The following is a 19,831-nucleotide window of genomic DNA, read 5'->3' as shown; positions in this document are numbered from 1 at the left end:
ATGCTTAGCGCGTGAACGGATAGACGTCGGTCAGACCGAGAATATCGGTGATCAACAGGATGATGAATACGGCAAACAACGCGCCGACTACGCCGCTGGCGCCAGCGGGCAGCTCGTCCAGACGCTGAGCCATCTCTTTCGCTTCGCTATCGCTTAAAGCGGCCACGCGGGCCTGAACCTCGACCGGGTCGACGCCCTGGTTAACGAGGGCCTGCTGGACATCGGCACGGGCGAGCACGTCGCTGATACGCTGACGCTCGGCGCCGGCCTGGTCGCTGGCGAGCACTGACTGCGTGGAGATCAGGGCGCGATTGGAGGCGTCCACAGAGGCCATGATCGGAAGGCTGGTGACGACCAACGCTAGAATCAACAGGGCAGACAGGGTGGAACGCAGGGTTTTCATGGTATTCGATCCTTGAACGCTATCAGAGCGCTTTTTCTAATAAAGTTGGTGATGAAGGCGCCACGCAAGAGCGGCGCACTAAACCCCGATGCGGTAGGTCCACGGGGTTTCGGCGAGTATACCCTTGGCGCCGCCCATCGTCATCGCCAAATCGTGAAGGCCTGGCCAGAGCGGCACGCCACTGGCGCCCTTGACCGCGAGATCGAGTCGCTGAGCCATCAGCAAAAGCTTGTGCAAACGCTTCATCGGCAGGCGGCTGATCGCCTTTTGATAGGCCGGTCGGCGCTTGTCGAAAATCATCGGCTTTTGCGTCTTGCAAGCGTGCTCGAAGCTTTGCCCCTGATCCAGATGCTGGTGCAGCGACAGAAGCGTTCGAAGTTCTCGGGTCAATGCCCAGAGGACGATCGGCGCTTCCACGCCTTCGCTTCTAAGCCCGGTGACGATTCTTGAGACACGCTGCGGCTCGCCCTTGAGGCACGCGTCGGACAGGTTGAAGACGTCGAAGCGGGCGCTATCCTCGACGCCCACGGCGATGCTGTCCACGTTGAGCCGCGTATTCGGCGGGTGAATCAGCGCAAGCTTTTGAAGCTCCTGGTCGGCGGCAAGCAGGTTACCTTCGGTGCGCTCGCCCAAAAGACGCGCGGCGTCCAGATCGATCTGCACGCCGTGAAGCCCGGCGCGGTCACGCAGCCAGTAGCCGAGCCGGGAGGCATCCACCGGCCACACCGGCACGAACAGCCCGTGCTTGTCGAGCGCCTTGAACCAGGCGCTTTTCTGTTGCTTGGCGTCGAGCTTGCCCATGCTGATCAGCAGGACATCGTCGCTTTGCTCCATCAGCTCGGCGTACTGAGCGAGCGCTTTCGCGCCCTCCTGGCCGAGCTTTTGGGTGCCAAGGCGCAGCTCCAAAAGCTTGCTGCTGGCAAAGAGCGACAGGTTGCTGGCGGTTTCGAGAAGCCGCCCCCAAGCAAAGTTGGGCTCCACGTCGAGTACTTCGCGCTCCTCGATGCCGGCGCCGCGCGCGGCCTGGCGCACGGCGTCGCAGGCGTCGCGATGCTGAAGCGGCTCTTCACCGGCGACGATCACCGCCCGCGGAAGCTTTTTGGCGAGCTGGCCGCCTAGCTGGTCGGCAAAGACCTTCAAGGCGACGCCTCGAGTGTCGCCAGGCGCTCGACGATGCGCTGGGCGAGCTGACGCGATAGCGTCTGTTTCGCCTCGTCCAGCAGCAATTCTCGGTTCAAGAGGTCGTCCTCGTTGATACGAATGCGCGTGGCCGTCGAGACGATATCGTTGTTGAGCGCGTAGGCGCCGTTCTCACGCCGCTGTACCGAAAGCGTTACGCGCATGGTGAGCTCGTGGTCACGGTTGGCGCGGCCTTCGCTTCCCAGCGACCGGTTCTCGACCACCGGCGTGCCCAGCGTGACCCGCCAGGGGGCGCCCGGGGTCACGTCGGTGCCCTGGCGGGTAAGTAGGCTGTCGAGCTCGCGGGCAAGCGACGTGGAGGTGTCGCCTTCGAGGCTGAGCGGCGGCAGGCTGGTCAATGTGCCTTCGCGGCGCAGCCGAAAGCCACAGCCTGCCAGTAGCGCCGCCGATACGGCGACGCTCCCCAGTGCGAGTAACCGCCGGCGTGTATAGAGTGTGCTCATCCGCCCACCACGATGTTGACCAGCTTGCCCGGAACCACGATGACCTTACGCACCGTTTGGCCCTCGAGATGGCGCTGTACGTTGTCGTTCTCCATCGCCAGACGCTCGATGGAAGCTTTATCCGCATCCGCCGGTACCTCGAGGCGGGCGCGCAATTTGCCGTTGACCTGCACGACAAGCTCAAGGCTGTCACGGGTCAGCGCCGCTTCATCCACCGCGGGCCAGGTCGCCTCGATGGCCGGCTCCTGGTGGCCAAGCTGCTGCCAAAGGGTGTGGCAAAGGTGCGGGGTGATCGGCGCGAGAATCAGTACGCAGGCCTCGAGCGCTTCGCGTGCCACGGCCAGGCCCTGGCTGGCGGTTGCATCGAACTTGCCGACGGCGTTGGAGAGCTCCATCACTGCCGCGATGGCGGTATTGAAAGTGGTGCGCCGACCGATGTCGTCGCTCGCTTTCTTGATCGTCTCGTGCGTCTTGCGTCGCAGAGCTTTTTCGTCGTCGTTAAGCGCGCCTTTATCGAGCGGCTGGGGCTCGCCGGCCTCCATGTGCTCGTTGACCTGACGCCAGATACGCTTCAAAAAGCGGTGCGCGCCTTCGACGCCGGAGTCGGACCACTCGAGCGACTGCTCCGGCGGCGCGGCGAACATCATGAAAAGACGTACCGTGTCGGCGCCGAAGCGCTCGATCATCGACTGCGGGTCGACACCGTTGTTTTTCGACTTGGACATCTTCTCGATGCCGCCCATCTCGACCGGCTCGCCGTCGCTCACCAGCACCGCGCTGATCGGGCGGCCCTTGTCGTCGCGCTTCACATCGACGTCCGCCGGGTTGAACCACTGCTTACCGCCGTTATCGAGCGTGCGGTAGTAGGTCTCGGCGATGACCATGCCCTGGGTGAGCAGCTGCTGGAACGGCTCATCACTCTCGACCAGGCCGAAATCGCGCATCAGCTTGTGGAAGAAGCGCGCGTAGAGCAGGTGTAAAATCGCGTGCTCTATGCCGCCGATGTAAAGATCCACCGGCAGCCAGTAGTTGGCGCGCTCGTCGAGCATCGCCTCGTGGTTATCGGCGCAGGCGAAGCGGGCGAAGTACCAGGAGGACTCCATGAAGGTGTCGAAAGTGTCGGTTTCCCGCGTCCAGCCATCGCCCAGATCAAAAAATTCCGGCATTTTCTTGAGCGGCGAGCCCGAGGCGTCGACGGTGACCTCCATGGGAAGCTCGACGGGTAGCTCATCGTCGGTGAGCGCCACGGTCTGACCTTCCGGGCCGTACTTGACCGGAATCGGCGCGCCCCAGTAGCGCTGGCGGGCCACGCCCCAGTCGCGAATACGGAAGTTGGTTTTGGTTTCGCCGCGGCCAAGCTCGGCAAGCTTTCCGGCAATGGCGTCAAACGCCGCCTCGAAACCGAGCCCGTCGAACTCGCCGGAGTTGATCAGCGTGCCGTGCTCGACAAAGGCTTCCCGGCTTAGATCCGGCGTGTTGCCGTTCTCATCGGCAATCACAGGTTTGATCGCGACGCCGTATTTGGTGGCGAACTCCCAGTCGCGCTGATCGTGGGCGGGTACGGCCATGACCGCGCCGGTACCGAACTCCATGAGCACGAAGTTGGCAACGTAAACCGGCACGCGCTCGCCGGTGATCGGGTGCACGGCCTGATGGCCGGTGGGCATGCCGAGCTTCTCCTTGGTCGCCATTTCGGCTTCCGAGGTGCCGCCTCTGGCGCACTCTTCGCAAAATGCGGCAAGCTCTGCGTTGTGCTCGGCGGCCGCTTTGGCAAGCGTATGGCCGGCGGCGACGGCCACGTAGGTCACGCCCATCAGCGTATCCGGGCGAGTGGTGTAAACCGACAGCGGCTCACACGCGTCGCCGCCCTGGGCTTCGATGTCGAAGCTGAGCTCGACGCCCCTCGACTTACCGATCCAGTTGCGCTGCATGGTCTTGACCTGCTCGGGCCATTCGACCTTGTCGAGATCCGCCAGCAGTTCGTCGGCGTAGTCGGTGATCTTCAAAAACCACAGCGGAATCTCCTTGCGCTCGACTAAAGCGCCGGAGCGCCAGCCGCGGCCTTCGATCACCTGCTCGTTGGCCAGCACCGTCTGGTCCACCGGGTCCCAGTTGACCGTGGACATCTTCTTGTAGACCAGGCCCTTTTCGATCAGCTTGCCGAAGAACCACTGCTCCCAGCGGTAGTAACTCGAATCGCAAGTGGCGAATTCGCGGCTCCAGTCGTAGGCGAAGCCCAGCGCCTTGAGCTGGGTGCGCATATAATCGATATTCTGGTAGGTCCATTCACCCGGCGGTACCTGGTTTTGAATGGCGGCGTTTTCCGCCGGCATGCCGAAGGCGTCCCACCCCATGGGCTGCAGAACGTTCTTGCCCTGCATCCGATGAAAGCGCGAGACCACATCGCCAATGGTGTAGTTGCGCACGTGGCCCATGTGGAGCTTACCGCTGGGGTAGGGGAACATGGAGAGGCAGTAGAACTTTTCGCGATTGGCGTCTTCTACCGCCTTGAAGCACTGGTTCTTGTCCCAGTACTGCTGGGCGTCACGTTCGATCTCGCGAGGGCTATAATGTGCATCCATCGGTTTTTTCAATGCCTTGGCGTAGTTCGCCCGATTCGGGCGCGGTATGAATGAGAATGACGGCTGTCAGATCAGTAATGCCGATTGTATCCTATGCTGATGTAACCTTGAACGGTTAGCCGGCGATAGCGGCCAGGCAGTCAAGCGCGGTATTTAAAGCGGTATTGAGAAAGGAGAGCATCCATGGAACGAGATAACGACCACCGTTTACGCGAAGGCTACGAGCGTCTTTTGGAGCGCATGAAAAACGGCGCGGGCGAATTGACCTGGACGAACCTGCAAAAGGATCTGGACGACGCCGTCGCCTTCGAGGCCGAGTTCGAAGAGTACACTAAAGACGAGCTGGCGCTGCTGCGCGCTTGGGTCGAGCGCGATTTGAAAGACATGCGCCACTACATGGCGGACTCCGGCAAGCAGGTGGCTCAGTGGCTGGGGATCGACGTCGATACGCTGTCGCGGCGAGTGGTTGAGTCGCTTCTATCCATCGCCGATCGCAGCGTGGTCGAGCGCGAACGTTTCGAGGATGACCTGGAAGCCGCCCGGGCAGATTACTGCGAAGGCGAAATGGCCGCACCCGGGCTCATGGCCTGCGTGCACTGTGATACCCAGGTCATGCTCGAGCGTGTCTCGCGCATCGAACCTTGCCATCAGTGCGGTCACCGCTACTTCTATCGCTTCCCCACGAAAATCGTCGAAACCTGATATTCGGCTTGTGACGCCGGCTCAGTTTCCGAACGTTCCGATGCCTGCGATCGCCGCCAGCGAGAGCAGGCTCATGATGGCGGCGTACACCAGATTGTCGTGCATCATCTGATAGCCGCTGACGCCATAGCGCCCCTGCAGCGACAGGTTGATCCCGGAAAGCGGCCCGACACTGGTGCCGACCGCCCAGCCGCTGAGCGCCACGAAGGCGAAGAGCGTCTGCTCGCCGGCGTCGAGATTCAGAACCGAGGCCAGGATTGAAACGCCGATGATCGGGTGAAGCCCGGCCAGCGCGCTTATCGTAATGGCGGCGAAACTCGCCATCGCCTGAACGATCCCGAAGTGCTCGAAGAGCGTCCAGTCGTCACCCGCCGCCGCGCTGACCAGCGTTGAAAGCCCGATGGTCAAAAGCCCCGCCGCTAGAAACAGTGAAAGCTCGCCGCGCATCGCGGGCAGGCGGTTGAAAACGTGCTGTCGAACCCGTTTGACGGTAAAGACCGGTCCTTCGTGCAGGTTCGCCACCACCGCTACGGCGGGAACCAGAAAGGTAATGATGCTGACGATCGACAGCAGCGGTGTCAGCACGAAGTGAAACAGCATGACGCCCAGGGCCATGCCCAGCGGCATGAACAGGCTTTTCGGCGAAAGCGAAAAGCCATCGACCTCGCGCAAATCGAAGCGCCGATTAAGCTCGAAGGTAGTGATCACCCCGGAGAGCATCGCAATCGGAAAGCCTACCAGCGCAATCTGGCTGTACTCGACCGCCGGTGCCAGAGCGATCACCACGCCCATCGAGGCGAAAAACGGCGACCAGAGCGCCGCACTCGAGAGTCCGCGGTTCAGCGCCAGAAACTGGGGGGCGGTGAGCGGCGCGCGTCGCGCGATCCGGTCGCCCACCATGAAGACCGTGGAGAGGTTTAAAATCGTGCCGAGAAAATGAACCCCCAGCCAGGTGCGCAACACGCCGCCGCTGCCGGTGAGCCGCTTGCCCGCCGCGGGCCGATTGCCCTGGCGCCCCACCAGCGAAATGAAGCTCACCCCGACCAGCATCGCGACGACGAATACGTTGCCTTCGAGCACGTGCGGCCAGTCGATGGGTGCTCCGTACACCAGATGGGCGGTCAGCAGCATCGACGCCCCCATCCCGATCAGTACGCCCGCCTGAAGTCGCGAGCGGCGCGGAATATCGTTCCATAGCAGCACCACCGCCGCCCACAGCAGGTAGCTCACAAGCGGATGTGTATCGGTCCAGGGCGTGAAGCCGGCGATTTGCGCCACTAAACCCGAAAACGCCAGCGTTCCCGCCAGACGCCGCCGCGCGGTGGTTCTGTCCATGAAGACTCCTTTAAAACGTGACTCGCAGGCTAATGAAATCGGCCCTTAAAAACCAGCGCGGTCTGTCGCGTGTTAATCAGTTGGCGCACGCGATAAGCGGCTATCCTTTGATTATCGTTAAGGACTTTGCGTACCATCGAGTGATGGCAACGGCTGGCTGTTGTAACAGCGATTTTTTCAATAACAACGATGGGAGAGTGTCATGGAAACCTTGTCAGAGCATCAGGGCCGCTGTGTTTGCGGCGCCGTTAGCATCACCGCCCGCCCGGAAAGCCTGAACGTCGACGTTTGCCACTGCGCGACGTGCCGCCAGTGGAGCGGGGGGCCGCTGATGGTAGTCAGCTGCGGTACCCGCGTCGATTTCGAAGGGGAAGAGCGGATCTCGACGTTCGCTTCTTCCGAGTGGGCGCAGCGCGGCTTCTGTAGCGGCTGCGGCACGCACCTGTTCTTTCGCCTCAACGCGTCCGGAGAGTATCTGGTGCCGGTGGGGCTTTTACAGAGCGACGGTGCGTGGCGGCTCAAAAGCCAGGTCTTCATCGACCAGAAGCCGGCGTTCTACTCGTTTTGTGAGCGAATCCACGACCTGACCGGCGAAGAGCTTTTTGCCAAACACGCCTGAGGCAAGCGTGAAGATGCAAGAACTGGCCTCGTTTCAGGATGGTTTTCTACTCGGGGCCGGTAAGCTCTATCAATGAGGACCTTCTTGTGAACACGTTTCGCCCGCGCCGTTTGAGCGCGGCTCAACGAATAGCCGGCGCGATCATTGCGCTGATAGGGCTGGTCACGCTTTTGCTGGGCCTGCTGATGGGCTACGCGCTTATCGGTGAGCTGAGCGATTCGTTGACGGAAGGGGCACTGAGTCTTGCCATCTTCTTCTCCCTGTTGACCGGGCTCGGCACGATCGCGCTGGCCGCCGGCTGGGGGCTGGCGCGAGGAAAGCGCGAGAGACCCCGCGAAGTGTGGGTCCCCTGGCAGGCGCTGATGCTTGCCGGAGTGCTAATCACGATCGCAATGCTCGCCTTTATGGGCCACGCTCTTTGGCACGGTAGCCCAATGGGAGGAGCCGCGGCTAAAGGGGTCAGCATGCTGATGGGACTGGGGCTTGCGTTTTTGGCGTCCGGTTTTTACCGGCGCAAAAAACGCGGACGTAACCTGTTTCGCTAGCTCGCTGCCTGAAGGGAGCGCGTGGGTTAAACGCTTGAAAGCGGTACGTTCTCCAGATCAACGGAGCATTGGCACTGGCCTTAAGGAAAACGCCCGGGCGATGCACGTCGACCCGGGCGTTTTACGTAGTACTTTTTTGAAAACGATTAGCGAACTACTTCCTTCTCTGGCTGGAAGATCGTGCCCATATCGGTCGAGAAGGGCGCTGCGTACTCATTCTCGATTAACGGGATAGCGGCGACGCGTTCGGCGCGGCGCAGAAGGTTTTTGTAGAGGTAGCGGTTGTACACCGCCCACAAATGAAAGGTCAGGAACGTGACGATGAAGCCTGCCGCCAGCAGCTGCAGCATCGTCGAGCTGTAGAGCTGTTCGATGATGGCGTCCTCGACGGTGTAGAACGTGTGCAGCCTTGAAAGTACCACCAGCCACAAGCCGAGCGTTGCCAGCGCCATCACGGTATCGCGCGTGCGGTACTGCCAGCATTTTTGGCAAGGGTTATCGATGATCACGGGCATCAGCTTGTTGCTCATTGAAGGGCTCTCCTCTGTCGGGGCTTTGCCAGGTGGCTAGCCGTCCTTTTTGGCGCGTCATCGCTTTGGGGAAGGCGATGATCACGGTGACCAGGTTGAGTATCCAGTACGCGAAGGGGTACCAGATGCTCCAGTAAACGCACTTGAGAATGTCGCGGTCGTAACGGCTGTCGATGTAAAAACTCACCGAAAACTGAATGAAGCTGATGAAAATCAAAATGCTGCTGAAATAGGAGAGCACGCTGCCGGTCACCGGCCACTCGTCCGGCGTCAGCGCCTTGCTGACCAGCCACGCAACGATCAGCGCCAGTACCGAATAGCACCAGACGACGCTGACGATGTACTCGAGCATCAGGATCCAGAAGCGACGGTTCTTCCAGCGCATGGTTTGGGTGAAGTAGCGCAGAAACACTTCGCCACCGCCCTGGGCCCAGCGCAGGCGCTGCTTGAAAAGCCCGCGCAGGGTTTCCGGCATCAGCACCCAGCACATGGCGCGGGGCTCGTAGCGAACCTGGCCACCGTCGAGCTGAAGCCGCCAGCTCACATCGATGTCTTCGGTGATCATGTCGGTGCTCCAGCCACCGATCTTCTCGATCGCCTGACGGCGAAATGCGCAGATGACGCCCGAGATGGTGAACACCATGCCGTAGATGCGCTGGGCGCGTTTGATCAGGCCGATGATCGCCGAGAACTCGCCGGTTTGAATCTTGCCGATCGCCGTCGAGCGGGTTCTCACCCGGGGGTTGCCAGTGACGCCGCTCACCCGAGGGCTTGCGACGAAGTGGCTGACCATGAAGCCGACGGCGTCGTAATCGAGAATCGCATCGCCATCGATGCCCACGATGATGTCGCCGCTGGCGTGGGCCAGGCCGTTGTTCATGGCGCTGGCCTTGCCCTGGTTGGGCTGATCCAGCACCGTCAATTTGGGGTAGCGCGCGGCGAGCGACTGTAGGCGAGCCAGCGTGTCATCGCGACTGCCGTCGTTGATCGCCACGACGTCCATGTTCGGGTAGTTCTGCTTGAACAGGTGCTGCACCGTCTCGTCGACGTTCAGGCCCTCGTTGTAACAGGGCAGCAGCACCGTGACCGCCGGCGCCGACGAGTCGAACTGAAACGGGGTCGTCTTGGGCTGCTTGCGCTCCCAGTGCAGGTAGAAATACACGCCACCGCAGATCCAGATGGTGGCCATGACACTTGGGTAGCCAAGCGTAAAGGTGGCCAGAAGGTCGAGTAGGTTCATGGCAGTTTTCTAAAGCGTTGGCCTTGGGAAAAGTACGGTCTGATCACGTCGATATTGGGATGATTTTCATGGAAATCGTCCGGGTAGTAGCCGATGTGCTTGATACCTTCCTCTCGCAGAATACGGATCCACTCGGCGATCTCTTCACTCGGAATCGGTGTCTGGGTACGCCAGTCCTGAGTTTGAAGTTCGAACACGAGCTGCTGGGCACTGACCCGGGAAAGTGAACGCCGAGCAAGCTCTCTGAGCCAGCCGTTGGGGTCGTCGTCTGCCTCCTCCATGTAAGGCATCGCCATAACCGCCACGTAGTTGTAGGCCTGAGCGAAGCCTTCGGGGCTTTGCGAGAACCACTGCTGACTTTCCGGGTTCATGATCGTGGTGGCGTACAGGTTGCGCGAGCTGGTGAACGCCTTGTTGTCCGATTGACGGTAGTAGTTGGCCGAGCGTAAAAGCTCCCGAGTAAAGTCCGCCAGGTACTGCTCCTTGAAGTCGGTCCAGCGCTGTATCTGATTCTCCTGCTGAAGCGCTTCGATATCACCGGGCAGGCCGGCGTTTTCATAGGCGCTGAGTGCCGCCGGGCTTGCGTCCTCGTGATCGGTGAAAAAGGCGTCGTCGTGAAAGAGCACGCCGTCGAACTTGGTCAGACGCCCCAGATCCTGGTAGATCTCGTTGATGATGCGGCGGTTGTCGGCATCGAATGGGGTGAGCCTGCGGTAGTGCTCCGGCGCCTCGCCTCCGGTGCGGTCGTTGAGAACGTAGCGATGGTCGTCACCGAGATCGAAGGAGAGCACCGGCATCCAGGCGTACACCTTCACACCGGCGCGCTTTTTGAGCTGCCAGGCCACGCGGTTGAACAAATCGGCACGCATCGGCAGGTGGCGGTTGGGGAAGTAGAGCTCGTTGGCAACGCCGTCTCCCTCCGGGTCGGCGAACGCCTGGAGATAAACCGTGGTGATGCCGTAGCTATAGATACGCTGAATCAGTCGATCCAGATTCTGCTCCTGCTGAACCGGGTCCGGATCAAAAACGTAGTCCAGATCCACGTGTACGATGCGAAGGGACTCTTTCTCCCACACGTTGTTGGCGAGAATCTCGCCCAGGGTCTCCAGGCTGGTCTCCTGATCGATCAGGTAGCGGTGAATGCTCGCAAGCGACTCGCCGGAGCGGTTGGGCGAGCTCAAAAGGCTGAAGGTGTAGCGCATGCCTACTTCGGCGGCCAGATCGATGGTCGCCTGGCTGTAAGCACCGTAGGGCCAGACCATCATGCGCGGCTCGCGCCCCAGGTGCTCTTCGAACTGCTCGCGGGTGCGGGCCATGTCGGCGCGAATGCGCGCGGTATAGGCGGCTTCGCTTTCATAGCCGGTCTGGCGGTTCCAGATCGTGGTGACCGCCGCACCCTGCTCGTTGCCCTGAGGGTTGCCGAGCACACCCTGGTGAAGATCGAAAGTATGCGAGGCGATCTCGACCAGCGGCGACTCGTCGAGCTCGCGGACCTGATCCCAGCTCAAAAAACGGCTGCGGGGTAGGGTGATATTGCCGTAGGGCACCTGGCCGCCGGCAGGCACGTCGAGCCAACTGCCCACCACGGCCTGGACGGCGGGGAAATCATAAAGCTTCAACAGCGGAAAGACGATGTCGTAAAAGCTTGCGTAGCCGTCGTCGAAGGTCAACAGGACCGCCTTGTCCGGCAGCGGTGCGCCGCCGTTACGGGCATCGAGGATCTGCTGAAAACTGACCGGCCGGTAGCCCTCGGCATCGATCAAGTTGAAGTGCTCGACCAGTCGGGCGCGGGTAATGGTCTGGGGGTAGATCGGCAGGTTCGGCGTGACCTGACGGTCGACCACGTCGTGGTAGCTGATGACGACGAAATCGTCAGGGGTGCGTTCGGCGTGCGCCTGAACGCTCAACAAGAGCAACACCAGACCGGTAATGAGCGTGCGCCAGTGCATTACAAGAATCTCCAGATAAAGCCAGCGGTGAAGGTGTTGTCGTACTCGGCAATGCCGTCATACACCGCGCGTTCGCGGGTGATGCCGTATTCGAGACTGAACGTGGGGGCAAGCTCGAAACGGTGGCCGTAGCCGATCGACCAGGTGTTCTCGTCGTCGAACTCTTTTTGCCAGTAGCGTCCAGCGCCGAGCGACAGCGTTTGAATGAAGCTTTGGCGGTAGTCCAGCGGGATTTCGTAGTTCACCGACAGCACGCCCGCCACGTTCGCATCGCGCTCGGGGTTGAAGTAGCTCGCCTCGACCTCGTCATTGGCCGATGCCGCGACCTGGGCCTCGCCGTTCACCTGCCAGCGGTCCAGGTGATAGAGCGTCTCGCGCCAGTAGCCGTAGGCCGAGCGGCGAAGGTTGCCGTCATCGAAATCCATTGCCGACACGCCAAGGGCGCCTGCGCCGCGCTCGTCGCGGTAAAGGGCGATTTCACCGCGATAGCGGTCGGCGCTGACGCCGTCGTTGAGCGCGCGAAGCGGGGTGTCGAGGGTGTTGTGCTCCGCCGCGACGGTAGCCGTTACGTGATCGCTGGCGGCGTATCTGAGTTCGGCCTGAGCGACGAAGTCATTGCCCAGTTGAGCGCCGTGACCCGCCGACAGGACCACCGTTGCCGGGTACAGGTTGAGCTCGTAGCCCGCAACGGTCGTGCCCGCGCGCAGGTCCTGGTCGTCGAACTCGCCGTACTGATTGGTTTGAGTGATGAACGGGCGCGACCCTTGAGCATTGCGCGGCCCGTCGAGGCGCACTTGCGAGCGCCACTCTTTCGATGCCTGGGTGCTCACGCCTTCGCCGCTGCTCCGGGTAAACGAAGCGCTCAGCTGCGGGGCACGGGCCTCGCGCCACTCGCGGGCCAGCTCATCGCGGGACGGGCTGGGCCGGGCATCAGTGATCTCGCGGGCGATTGCATCCGTCGTGCCGGCCCACTGGCCGCGCTGAAGCCGCGCTAAAAGCACGCCGTGCTCAGCCTGATAGCGCTGATCCGGCGCAAGCATGGGCTCGGCGCTTTGGTACGTGGCTTCGGCTTTTCGCGGCAAGCCTCGAATACGCTCGAGATCGCCCTGGGTAATCGTCAGGTAAGGGTCGCCAGGCGCCTGGTCCTGATAGGCCGCCAGCCGATCGCTTGCTTCCCCTATCTGGCCGCGCCAGGCGGTCAGCAGCACGTCGAGCAGCAGCACCTTTTGGTAATTGGCGTTGGGAATTTGCGTCGTGCGGGTAAAGTCCCAGCGGTACTCCGGCTCCTGAGTGAGCCAGCTTTTTAATAGCCGGTCGGCTTCGGCAAAGCGCTGCGCATCGGTGTAGCTAAAGAACAATCCCTCGTTGAGTGGGTCGTCCGGGTTGATCGCCATACCCGGCGAGCGCGCGATGATCCCGCGATAGAGCGTGGCGGACTCATCGGGGTGGCCAAGACCGCCAAGTGCCAGCGCACGGGCGCGGAGCACGTAATCGGGCAGGGTGCCGTGCTGAAGCTCTAGGCGTTTGGAGAGTGCCTCGGCTTCACTAAAGCGTCGAAGCTCGGCAAGCGCGACCACCTTGTCGTACTCGGCCAGCGTTTTGAGCTGATCGGGAAGCTCGGCGTTGGACAGTACGGTTTCGAGTTGCGTGAGGCCGCTTGCGGTGCGCGACGGCGTGTCGGTATGAATGCCTAAGCGAATGTCGGTGACCGCTTCGTAGTAGGCCAGCCAAAGCCGGTCGCTGGCACTGAAAACGTCCGGATTCTGATTCATCAGATCGCGTGCCGCGCCGCTGGCGCCCAAACCTACCGCCAGGCGGTAAATCGCCTGCAGTTCGCTTGTGTTGCTCGGATCCCGCTCGATCAGCGCCTGGCGGGCAGCGAGCTCCTGGGTGGCGTTTTGCGTGCGCGAGGCAAGATAGCCGCGCGCCTCCAGCCCCTGCGCCGTCGTGCCCGCGACCTGCTCGTAGTTCTCGAGGTTGATTTGAGCCTGGGTGTAGCGCTCGAGGTCGGTATTGACCAGCGCCTGCCCTAGATACCCTTGGCCATTTTGCGGGTCGCGCCGCGCCAGCGTCTGATAGAAGGCCAGCGCCTGATCAAAAGCCTGCACGCGCCGCGCCGCGCCGCCAAGGTTTTCGAGTTCATTGGAGCGGTACTGCTCCAGAGAGCAGCCGGCGCAAACGGCCAGCGCATCGTCGAAGCGTTCGGCGCGCAGTAGAAGCGCGATCAAATCAGCACGCACCCACGCATCGCCGGTCTGTCGATAGAGCGTTTCGAGACCGCTGATCGAGGAGGTCAGGTTGCCCTCCCGCGCGTCTAGAACCAGTGCTTCACGGGTGAGATCCGTGGTGCTTTGACCATGGGCCGCTCCTGCCATCAGGCTTGCGAGCAGGCCAAGAGGCCAAAAGCGGCGAAGAGGGCTTTGCATGGGGGCGTATCCTACACAGGCTAGAGTGGTCACATTTGTGTAAGTAAATGTAACTTTTAGTGTATAGGAGTTTACTTATTGTAAAATCAGGAAGAAAATTGAACGATATAAGTGCCTATTTCGTTTTTAAACGAGGTGTAATTAATGCCTTTTAATAGGTTTTAATTTTATTTTTATCATTAGAATGAAAGCCACTCGTACAGCTTTTCAATAGCTTGCCGTCAGCGCCTCGATCATCTGCCTGGCCGCATTGGAGAGCGTCCGGTCGGTATGGACGAGATAGCCAAGCGGGCGCTCAATGGGCGGCGTTTCAACGTTTAGTTCCACAAGTGTGTCGTCGAGCATTTTTTCCGGCAGTACGCTCCAGCCAAGCCCAACGCTGCACATCATTTTAAGCGTTTCGAGGTAGTTGGTCGCCATCCCCACGGACAGCGTAAGCCCGACGCCAAGAAAGCGCTTTTCGATCAGCGAGTGAGTGAATGTTTTGAGCCCGGGCATGACACAGGTAAAGGTGCTGAGCCTGTCCAGGGTGAGTGGTGTCTGCTTACGCGCCAGCGGATGATCCGGCGCGCAGACGAAGCAGAGTCTGTCACGCCAGAGTTCGGCCGTTTCGAGCTGTTCGGACGGTGTCGGGGCGAGGGTGACTACGGCGATTTCGAGCGTGCCATCGATGACGCCCTGGTAGGCGAGCTCCGAGTCCTGAAAGCGAAGGTCCAGCGCCACGTTCGGATGGCGCTCGGTGTAGCGCTTCAAGATCGGCGGCAGACGATGAAGCCCGATGTGATGGCTCGTGCCGAGCGTCAGCGTTCCGCCTACCTGACCGGAAAGATTGGCCAGCGCCCGTCGGCTATCTTCGACCGACTGCATGATATGAAGCGCGCGAGGCCGTAGTAGCCGGCCCGCCTCCGTCAGCGAAATGCGCCGCCCGATGCGATCAAAAAGCCGCGCGCCTACCTGGGTCTCGAGCGTGGCGATGCGCTTACTGATGGCCGGCTGGGTAAGATGAAGCTGCTCGGCGGCCCGCGAAAAGCTCTGCGTATCGGCGACGGCAATGAAAGCCTGCAGACTTTGGGTATCCATGGCGTTTTTACTCGGTGGGCTGCTATTCCATTATGGAATCTATTGCATGAATAACATGAATTGCTTTTATGCGCGAGGCGCGTAACACTGACGCTATACATAACGATTGACCCTATAACGCCCGAAGAGGCGGCTTGAAAGAGCACCGGACCGAATCAGCAGGGCACCGCCCGGGAGAGCAGCATGTCAGAGCAACACGCCACGTCAGGTCAAACCCTTTACGACAAACTCTGGAATCAGCATCTGGTCAAGCAGCGCGACGACGGTACCGCGCTCATTTACATCGACCGCCAGTTGCTCCATGAAGTGACCTCGCCCCAGGCCTTCGAGGGTCTGCGCCTGGCCAAGCGCAGGCCCTGGCGCCTCGATGCCAACCTGGCAACGCCGGATCACAACGTGCCGACGACGCAGAAGGAGCGCGCCGCCGGCAACAGTGGCATCGAAGACCCGGTCTCGCTGATCCAGGTACAGACACTCGACGACAACTGCGTCGAGTACGGCATCGAAGAGTTCAAGATCAACGACCCGCGCCAGGGCATCGTGCACGTGGTGGGCCCGGAGCAGGGCGCCACGCTTCCCGGCATGACCGTGGTGTGCGGTGACTCCCATACCGCGACCCACGGCGCCTTCGCCGCGCTCGCCCACGGCATTGGTACCTCGGAAGTCGAGCACGTGCTGGCGACCCAATGCCTGCTGGCGCAAAAAATGAAGAACATGCAGGTGCGGGTGGAAGGCGAGCTTGGCCTTGGCGTGACCGCCAAGGACGTGGTGCTGGCGATCATCGGTGAGATCGGCACCGCCGGCGGCACCGGCTACGCCATCGAGTTCGCCGGCAGCGCCATCGGTTCGCTATCGATGGAAGGGCGCATGACCGTGTGCAACATGGCAATCGAAGCCGGCGCCCGGGTGGGCCTGATCGGCGTCGACGACACCACCATCGACTATCTGGCCAAACGCCCCTTCGCCCCGACCGAGGAGCAGTGGGAGGCCGCGGTGGCCGATTGGCGCGCGCTGGTGTCCGATGACGATGCTCATTTCGACAAGGTCGTGACCCTCAAGGCCGAAGAGATCGAGCCTCAGGTGAGCTGGGGCACGAGCCCCGAAATGGTCACCGGCATCTCCGGCCAGGTGCCGGATCCGCTGGCCGCCTCCGATGACACCGTCAAGCGCAGCCACACCCGGGCGCTGGAGTACATGGGCCTGCAGGCGAACCAGAAGATCACCGATATCAAACTCGACAAGGTGTTCATCGGCTCCTGCACCAACTCGCGCATCGAGGATTTGCGCGAGGCCGCGAAGGTCGCCAAGGGTAAGAAAGTGGCGGACTCCATCAAGCTCGCCATGGTGGTGCCGGGCTCGGGGCTCGTGAAGCGCCAGGCGGAAGCCGAAGGCCTCGACAAAATCTTTACTGACGCGGGCTTCGAGTGGCGCGAGCCGGGCTGTTCGATGTGTCTGGCGATGAACGCCGACAAGCTCGGCGCCGGCGAGCACTGCGCCTCGACCTCGAACCGTAACTTCGAGGGCCGTCAGGGCTACGGCGGGCGCACCCATCTGGTGAGCCCGGCGATGGCCGCCGCCGCCGCGATCGCCGGCCACTTCGTCGACGTGCGCACGCTCCCCGCCAATGATGCCAACCACGCCCAGGAGGCCTAAGCCATGAAAAAGTTCGAACGCATCGAGGGTCTGGTGGCACCGCTGGATCGCGCCAACGTCGACACCGACCTGATCATTCCGAAGCAGTTTCTTAAATCCATCAAGCGCACCGGCTTTGGCGTGAACCTGTTCGACGAGCTTCGTTACCTCGACGAGGGCCAGCCCGGCCAGGACTGCTCCAAGCGCCCGCTCAACGACGGCTTCGTGCTCAATCAGCCGCGCTACCAGGACGCCCAGGTGCTGCTCGCCCGGCGCAACTTCGGCTGCGGCAGCTCCCGCGAACACGCCCCCTGGGCGCTGGAAGACTTCGGTTTTCGCGTGGTCATCGCGCCAAGCTTCGCCGATATCTTCTACAACAACGCCTTCAAGAACGGCATTCTGCTGATCACGCTGCCCGAAGAGCAGGTCGAGCAGCTGTTTCAGGAAGTCGAAGCGATGCAGGGCTACCGACTCGACGTCGATCTGGAAAATCAGCGCGTGACCACGCCCGGCGGCGACGCCTTCCCCTTCGAGGTAGACGCCTTTCGCAAGCACTGCCTGCTCGAAGGGTTGGATGATATCGGCATTACGCTGCAGGACGAGGACGCCATTCGCGCGTTCGAGGAGAAGCACCGCCAGGCGCGCCCGTGGCTTTTCCGTCAGAGTGCTTGACGTTTACCGACGCTTTTTAAGGAATTCGTATGACCCAGAAAGTATTGCTGCTGCCCGGCGACGGTATCGGCCCGGAAATCGCCGCCCAGGCTGCGCGCCTGTTGAAAGCCTGCCAGGACGCAGGGCTCGATATCGAGGTCGAAGAAGCCTTGGTGGGCGGTAGCGCCTATGACGCTCATGGCGAGCCGCTGCCCGCTGAGACGCTTGAAAAAGCCACATCTGCCGATGCCATCCTGCTCGCCGCCGTCGGCGGTCCGAAGTGGGACAAGATCGAGGATCTCTCCAAACGTCCTGAGAAGGGCCTTTTGGGCCTGCGCAAGAACCTCGGGCTTTTCGGTAACCTGCGCCCGGCGCTTTTGTATCCGCAGCTGGCCAGCGCCTCGAGCCTGAAGCCTGAACTGGTGGCCGGGCTCGATATCATGATCGTGCGCGAGCTTACCGGCGGCATCTACTTTGGCCAGCCCCGCGGCATCGAGGAGCGTGACGGCGAGCGCGTAGGTTTCAACACCTACATCTATTCGGAAAGTGAGATCGAGCGCATTGGCCGGGTCGCCTTCGAAATGGCGCAAAAGCGCGGAAAGAAACTCTGCTCCGTGGACAAGGCCAACGTACTCGAGGTCACCATTCTGTGGCGCGAAGTCATGGAGCGGCTGGCGCCGGAGTACCCGGACGTCGAGCTCTCGCACATGTACGTCGATAACGCCGCCATGCAGCTGGTGCGCGCGCCCAAACAGTTCGACGTGGTGGTCACCGGCAACATGTTCGGCGATATCCTGTCGGATGCCGCCGCCATGCTCACCGGCTCCATCGGCATGCTGCCCTCGGCTTCGCTCAACGAAACTGGCCAGGGCATGTACGAGCCCTGCCACGGCAGCGCCCCGGATATCGCCGGGAAGAACATCGCCAACCCGCTGGCCATGATGCTCTCGGTGGCCATGATGCTGCGTTATTCGCTGAACGAAGCCGGCCTGGCCGAGCGCATCGAAACCGCGGTGGGCAACGTGCTCGACCAGGGTCTTCGCACGGCAGACATCGCAAAGCAAGGCGAAACCAGCGTGTCCACCGTCGAGATGGGTGACGCGGTAATCGAGGCGTTCAACGCGCTGGCCTGATGGTCGCTTCGTTTTCCACGGCGTCGGCCGCTTTGCGCAGCGGCCGACGTCTTTTGTTATAGTGGTGAGACAGGATTCAATTTACGGGAGATCAAAGCATGTTGAAGGTCGGTTTTGTCGGTTGGCGGGGCATGGTGGGTTCGGTACTCATGAACCGTATGCAGGAAGAGGGTGATTTCAACGGCATCGAACCGGTGTTCTTCACCACCTCTCAGGTCGGCCAGCCAGGCCCCGACATCGGTGTCGACGTGCCTGCGCTCAAGGACGCCTTCGATATCGAGGCGCTCAAGGCGCTGGACGTGATCATTACCTGCCAGGGCGGCGACTACACCAAAAAGGTGTACGGCGATCTGCGCAACAGCGGTTGGAACGGCTACTGGATCGACGCCGCCAGCACCCTGCGCATGGAAGACGAAGCGACCATCGTGCTCGACCCGGTCAATCGCCACGTCATCGACGAGCAGCTGGCCAAGGGCGCTAAAACCTTCGTGGGCGGCAACTGTACCGTCAGCCTGATGCTAATGGGGCTAGGCGGGCTTTTCGAGGCCAACATGATCGAGTGGATGACCTCGATGACCTACCAGGCCGCCTCCGGCTCCGGCGCCAAGCACATGCGCGAGCTTTTGAACCAGATGGGCGATCTGCGCGAAAGCGTGGCGTCGGAGCTTGCCGATCCGGCCAGCGCCATTCTGGAGATCGACCGCCAGGTGACCGCCAAAATGCGCGGAGGGGATTTCCCCACTGAGAACTTTACAGCACCCTTGGCCGGTAGCCTGATCCCCTGGATCGACAGCAAGCTCGACAGCGGTCAAAGCCGCGAAGAGTGGAAGGGCTTCGTCGAGACCAACAAGATTCTGGGGCTTGGCGACAACCCGATTCCGATCGACGGACTTTGCGTGCGCATTGGCGCCATGCGCTCGCACAGCCAGGCGTTCACCATCAAGCTCAAGCAGGATGTGCCGCTCGACGAGATCGAGGACCGCATCGCCAAGCATAACGACTGGGTCAAGCTGATTCCCAACGACAAGGAAGCGACCATCGCCGGCCTCACGCCGACCGCCGTGACCGGCACGCTGGACGTGCCGGTAGGGCGGTTGCGTAAGCTCAACATGGGCGGCGAGTATCTCTCCGCCTTTAGCGTTGGCGACCAGCTTCTGTGGGGCGCGGCGGAGCCGCTCAAGCGCATGCTGAAAATTCTGCGCGAGCACTGATCGCGAGCGTAGTCATCGCTTGAAAAAGGGAGGCCCAGGCGGCCTCCCTTTTTATTTGCCCGGCTAAAAAAATCGCTAAACTCGCGTAGGAGGGTCGTACTCACTGGGGTATGGTAATAAAGTATGATGGAGTGCCTGCGCGGTGGGCGC

17 protein-coding genes are annotated in these 19,831 nt (G+C 61.4%); 7 read left to right on the top strand and 10 right to left on the bottom strand.

Annotation, left to right across the window (positions count from 1 at the left end; translation table 11 throughout):
• Window positions 1–4: 4 nt before the first annotated feature.
• The 4 genes from RN346_RS09725 to leuS form a co-directional block, all read right to left on the bottom strand.
• Window positions 5–403, bottom strand: a complete 399-nt coding sequence (locus RN346_RS09725) for a PA2779 family protein (protein WP_263587003.1) — start codon at window positions 401–403, stop codon at window positions 5–7.
• Window positions 404–481: 78 nt separating this feature from the next.
• Window positions 482–1,543: a DNA polymerase III subunit delta gene (gene holA / locus RN346_RS09720; protein WP_263587004.1), complete on the bottom strand. Its 1,062-nt coding sequence runs from the start codon at window positions 1,541–1,543 to the stop codon at window positions 482–484.
• A complete protein-coding gene (locus RN346_RS09715; protein ID WP_311960994.1) occupies window positions 1,540–2,046 on the bottom strand; it encodes a hypothetical protein in 507 nt (168 codons plus the stop codon). Before RN346_RS09715 ends, holA begins: the two co-directional genes overlap by 4 nt.
• Window positions 2,043–4,628, bottom strand: coding sequence for a leucine--tRNA ligase (gene leuS / locus RN346_RS09710; protein WP_311960993.1), 2,586 nt, complete (start codon window positions 4,626–4,628; stop codon window positions 2,043–2,045). The genes RN346_RS09715 and leuS overlap by 4 nt, the downstream gene beginning before the upstream one ends.
• 183 nt (window positions 4,629–4,811) lie before the next feature.
• On the opposite strand from leuS, the gene RN346_RS09705 reads away from it, so the two are divergent.
• On the top strand, window positions 4,812–5,330 hold the full coding sequence (locus tag RN346_RS09705) for a zinc ribbon-containing protein (protein ID WP_263587007.1): 519 nt from the start codon (window positions 4,812–4,814) through the stop codon (window positions 5,328–5,330).
• A 21-nt stretch (window positions 5,331–5,351) separates the two neighbouring features.
• Here the strand turns inward: RN346_RS09705 and RN346_RS09700 are convergent, their stop codons facing one another.
• Window positions 5,352–6,665, bottom strand: coding sequence for a hypothetical protein (locus tag RN346_RS09700; protein WP_311960992.1), 1,314 nt, complete (start codon window positions 6,663–6,665; stop codon window positions 5,352–5,354).
• 202 nt (window positions 6,666–6,867) lie between these two features.
• Here RN346_RS09700 and RN346_RS09695 point away from each other — a divergent pair, with 202 nt between their 5' ends.
• A complete protein-coding gene (locus tag RN346_RS09695; RefSeq protein ID WP_311960991.1) occupies window positions 6,868–7,284 on the top strand; it encodes a GFA family protein in 417 nt (138 codons plus the stop codon).
• 86 nt (window positions 7,285–7,370) lie between these two features.
• Complete coding sequence (locus RN346_RS09690) at window positions 7,371–7,829, top strand: hypothetical protein (protein ID WP_311960990.1); 459 nt, start codon at window positions 7,371–7,373, stop codon at window positions 7,827–7,829.
• A 146-nt stretch (window positions 7,830–7,975) separates the two neighbouring features.
• Here the strand turns inward: RN346_RS09690 and RN346_RS09685 are convergent, their stop codons facing one another.
• From RN346_RS09685 to RN346_RS09665, 5 genes are all read right to left on the bottom strand, one after another.
• Window positions 7,976–8,359 carry a PgaD family protein gene (locus RN346_RS09685; protein WP_263587011.1) on the bottom strand — a complete coding sequence of 128 codons (384 nt, stop codon included), beginning with the start codon at window positions 8,357–8,359 and terminating at the stop codon, window positions 7,976–7,978.
• Window positions 8,325–9,599 carry a poly-beta-1,6-N-acetyl-D-glucosamine synthase gene (gene pgaC, locus RN346_RS09680; RefSeq protein ID WP_311960989.1) on the bottom strand — a complete coding sequence of 425 codons (1,275 nt, stop codon included), beginning with the start codon at window positions 9,597–9,599 and terminating at the stop codon, window positions 8,325–8,327. The genes RN346_RS09685 and pgaC overlap by 35 nt, the downstream gene beginning before the upstream one ends.
• Window positions 9,596–11,548, bottom strand: a complete 1,953-nt coding sequence (gene pgaB / locus RN346_RS09675; RefSeq protein ID WP_311960988.1) for a poly-beta-1,6-N-acetyl-D-glucosamine N-deacetylase PgaB — start codon at window positions 11,546–11,548, stop codon at window positions 9,596–9,598. The genes pgaC and pgaB overlap by 4 nt, the downstream gene beginning before the upstream one ends.
• Window positions 11,548–13,974 carry a poly-beta-1,6 N-acetyl-D-glucosamine export porin PgaA gene (gene pgaA / locus RN346_RS09670; protein ID WP_311960987.1) on the bottom strand — a complete coding sequence of 809 codons (2,427 nt, stop codon included), beginning with the start codon at window positions 13,972–13,974 and terminating at the stop codon, window positions 11,548–11,550. The genes pgaB and pgaA overlap by 1 nt, the downstream gene beginning before the upstream one ends.
• Before the next feature lie 207 nt (window positions 13,975–14,181).
• Window positions 14,182–15,054 carry a LysR family transcriptional regulator gene (locus tag RN346_RS09665; RefSeq protein WP_263587015.1) on the bottom strand — a complete coding sequence of 291 codons (873 nt, stop codon included), beginning with the start codon at window positions 15,052–15,054 and terminating at the stop codon, window positions 14,182–14,184.
• Window positions 15,055–15,237: 183 nt separating this feature from the next.
• Between RN346_RS09665 and leuC the strand changes: the two genes are divergently transcribed.
• The 4 genes from leuC to asd all read left to right on the top strand — a co-directional run bounded on the left by leuC (window position 15,238) and on the right by asd (window position 19,681).
• Window positions 15,238–16,707: a 3-isopropylmalate dehydratase large subunit gene (gene leuC / locus RN346_RS09660; RefSeq protein WP_263587016.1), complete on the top strand. Its 1,470-nt coding sequence runs from the start codon at window positions 15,238–15,240 to the stop codon at window positions 16,705–16,707.
• Window positions 16,708–16,710: 3 nt separating this feature from the next.
• Complete coding sequence (gene leuD / locus RN346_RS09655) at window positions 16,711–17,358, top strand: 3-isopropylmalate dehydratase small subunit (RefSeq protein ID WP_263587017.1); 648 nt, start codon at window positions 16,711–16,713, stop codon at window positions 17,356–17,358.
• A 29-nt stretch (window positions 17,359–17,387) separates the two neighbouring features.
• A complete protein-coding gene (gene leuB, locus RN346_RS09650) occupies window positions 17,388–18,470 on the top strand; it encodes a 3-isopropylmalate dehydrogenase (RefSeq protein WP_263587018.1) in 1,083 nt (360 codons plus the stop codon).
• Between the two features lie 98 nt (window positions 18,471–18,568).
• Entirely contained in the window at window positions 18,569–19,681 is a 1,113-nt protein-coding gene (asd, locus tag RN346_RS09645) for an aspartate-semialdehyde dehydrogenase (protein WP_263587019.1), read from the top strand.
• The last annotated feature ends 150 nt before the right edge of the window (window positions 19,682–19,831 follow it).

The sequence above is a fragment of the Halomonas sp. PAMB 3232 genome, from assembly GCF_031954225.1.
GTDB lineage: Bacteria > Pseudomonadota > Gammaproteobacteria > Pseudomonadales > Halomonadaceae > Vreelandella.
The sequence above is the reverse complement of the archived record's forward strand: the minus strand, read 5'-3'. Positions and strand labels throughout refer to the sequence as shown.

Coding starts and splice junctions, on each gene's coding strand:
- RN346_RS09725 (WP_263587003.1), bottom strand. CDS start 403: ATGAAAACCCTGCGTTCCACCCTGTCTGCCCTGTTGATTCTAGCGTTG.
- RN346_RS09715 (WP_311960994.1), bottom strand. CDS start 2,046: ATGAGCACACTCTATACACGCCGGCGGTTACTCGCACTGGGGAGCGTC.
- leuS (WP_311960993.1), bottom strand. CDS start 4,628: ATGGATGCACATTATAGCCCTCGCGAGATCGAACGTGACGCCCAGCAG.
- RN346_RS09705 (WP_263587007.1), top strand. CDS start 4,812: ATGGAACGAGATAACGACCACCGTTTACGCGAAGGCTACGAGCGTCTT.
- RN346_RS09700 (WP_311960992.1), bottom strand. CDS start 6,665: ATGGACAGAACCACCGCGCGGCGGCGTCTGGCGGGAACGCTGGCGTTT.
- RN346_RS09695 (WP_311960991.1), top strand. CDS start 6,868: ATGGAAACCTTGTCAGAGCATCAGGGCCGCTGTGTTTGCGGCGCCGTT.
- RN346_RS09685 (WP_263587011.1), bottom strand. CDS start 8,359: ATGAGCAACAAGCTGATGCCCGTGATCATCGATAACCCTTGCCAAAAA.
- pgaC (WP_311960989.1), bottom strand. CDS start 9,599: ATGAACCTACTCGACCTTCTGGCCACCTTTACGCTTGGCTACCCAAGT.
- pgaB (WP_311960988.1), bottom strand. CDS start 11,548: ATGCACTGGCGCACGCTCATTACCGGTCTGGTGTTGCTCTTGTTGAGC.
- pgaA (WP_311960987.1), bottom strand. CDS start 13,974: ATGCAAAGCCCTCTTCGCCGCTTTTGGCCTCTTGGCCTGCTCGCAAGC.
- RN346_RS09665 (WP_263587015.1), bottom strand. CDS start 15,054: ATGGATACCCAAAGTCTGCAGGCTTTCATTGCCGTCGCCGATACGCAG.
- leuC (WP_263587016.1), top strand. CDS start 15,238: ATGTCAGAGCAACACGCCACGTCAGGTCAAACCCTTTACGACAAACTC.
- leuD (WP_263587017.1), top strand. CDS start 16,711: ATGAAAAAGTTCGAACGCATCGAGGGTCTGGTGGCACCGCTGGATCGC.
- leuB (WP_263587018.1), top strand. CDS start 17,388: ATGACCCAGAAAGTATTGCTGCTGCCCGGCGACGGTATCGGCCCGGAA.
- asd (WP_263587019.1), top strand. CDS start 18,569: ATGTTGAAGGTCGGTTTTGTCGGTTGGCGGGGCATGGTGGGTTCGGTA.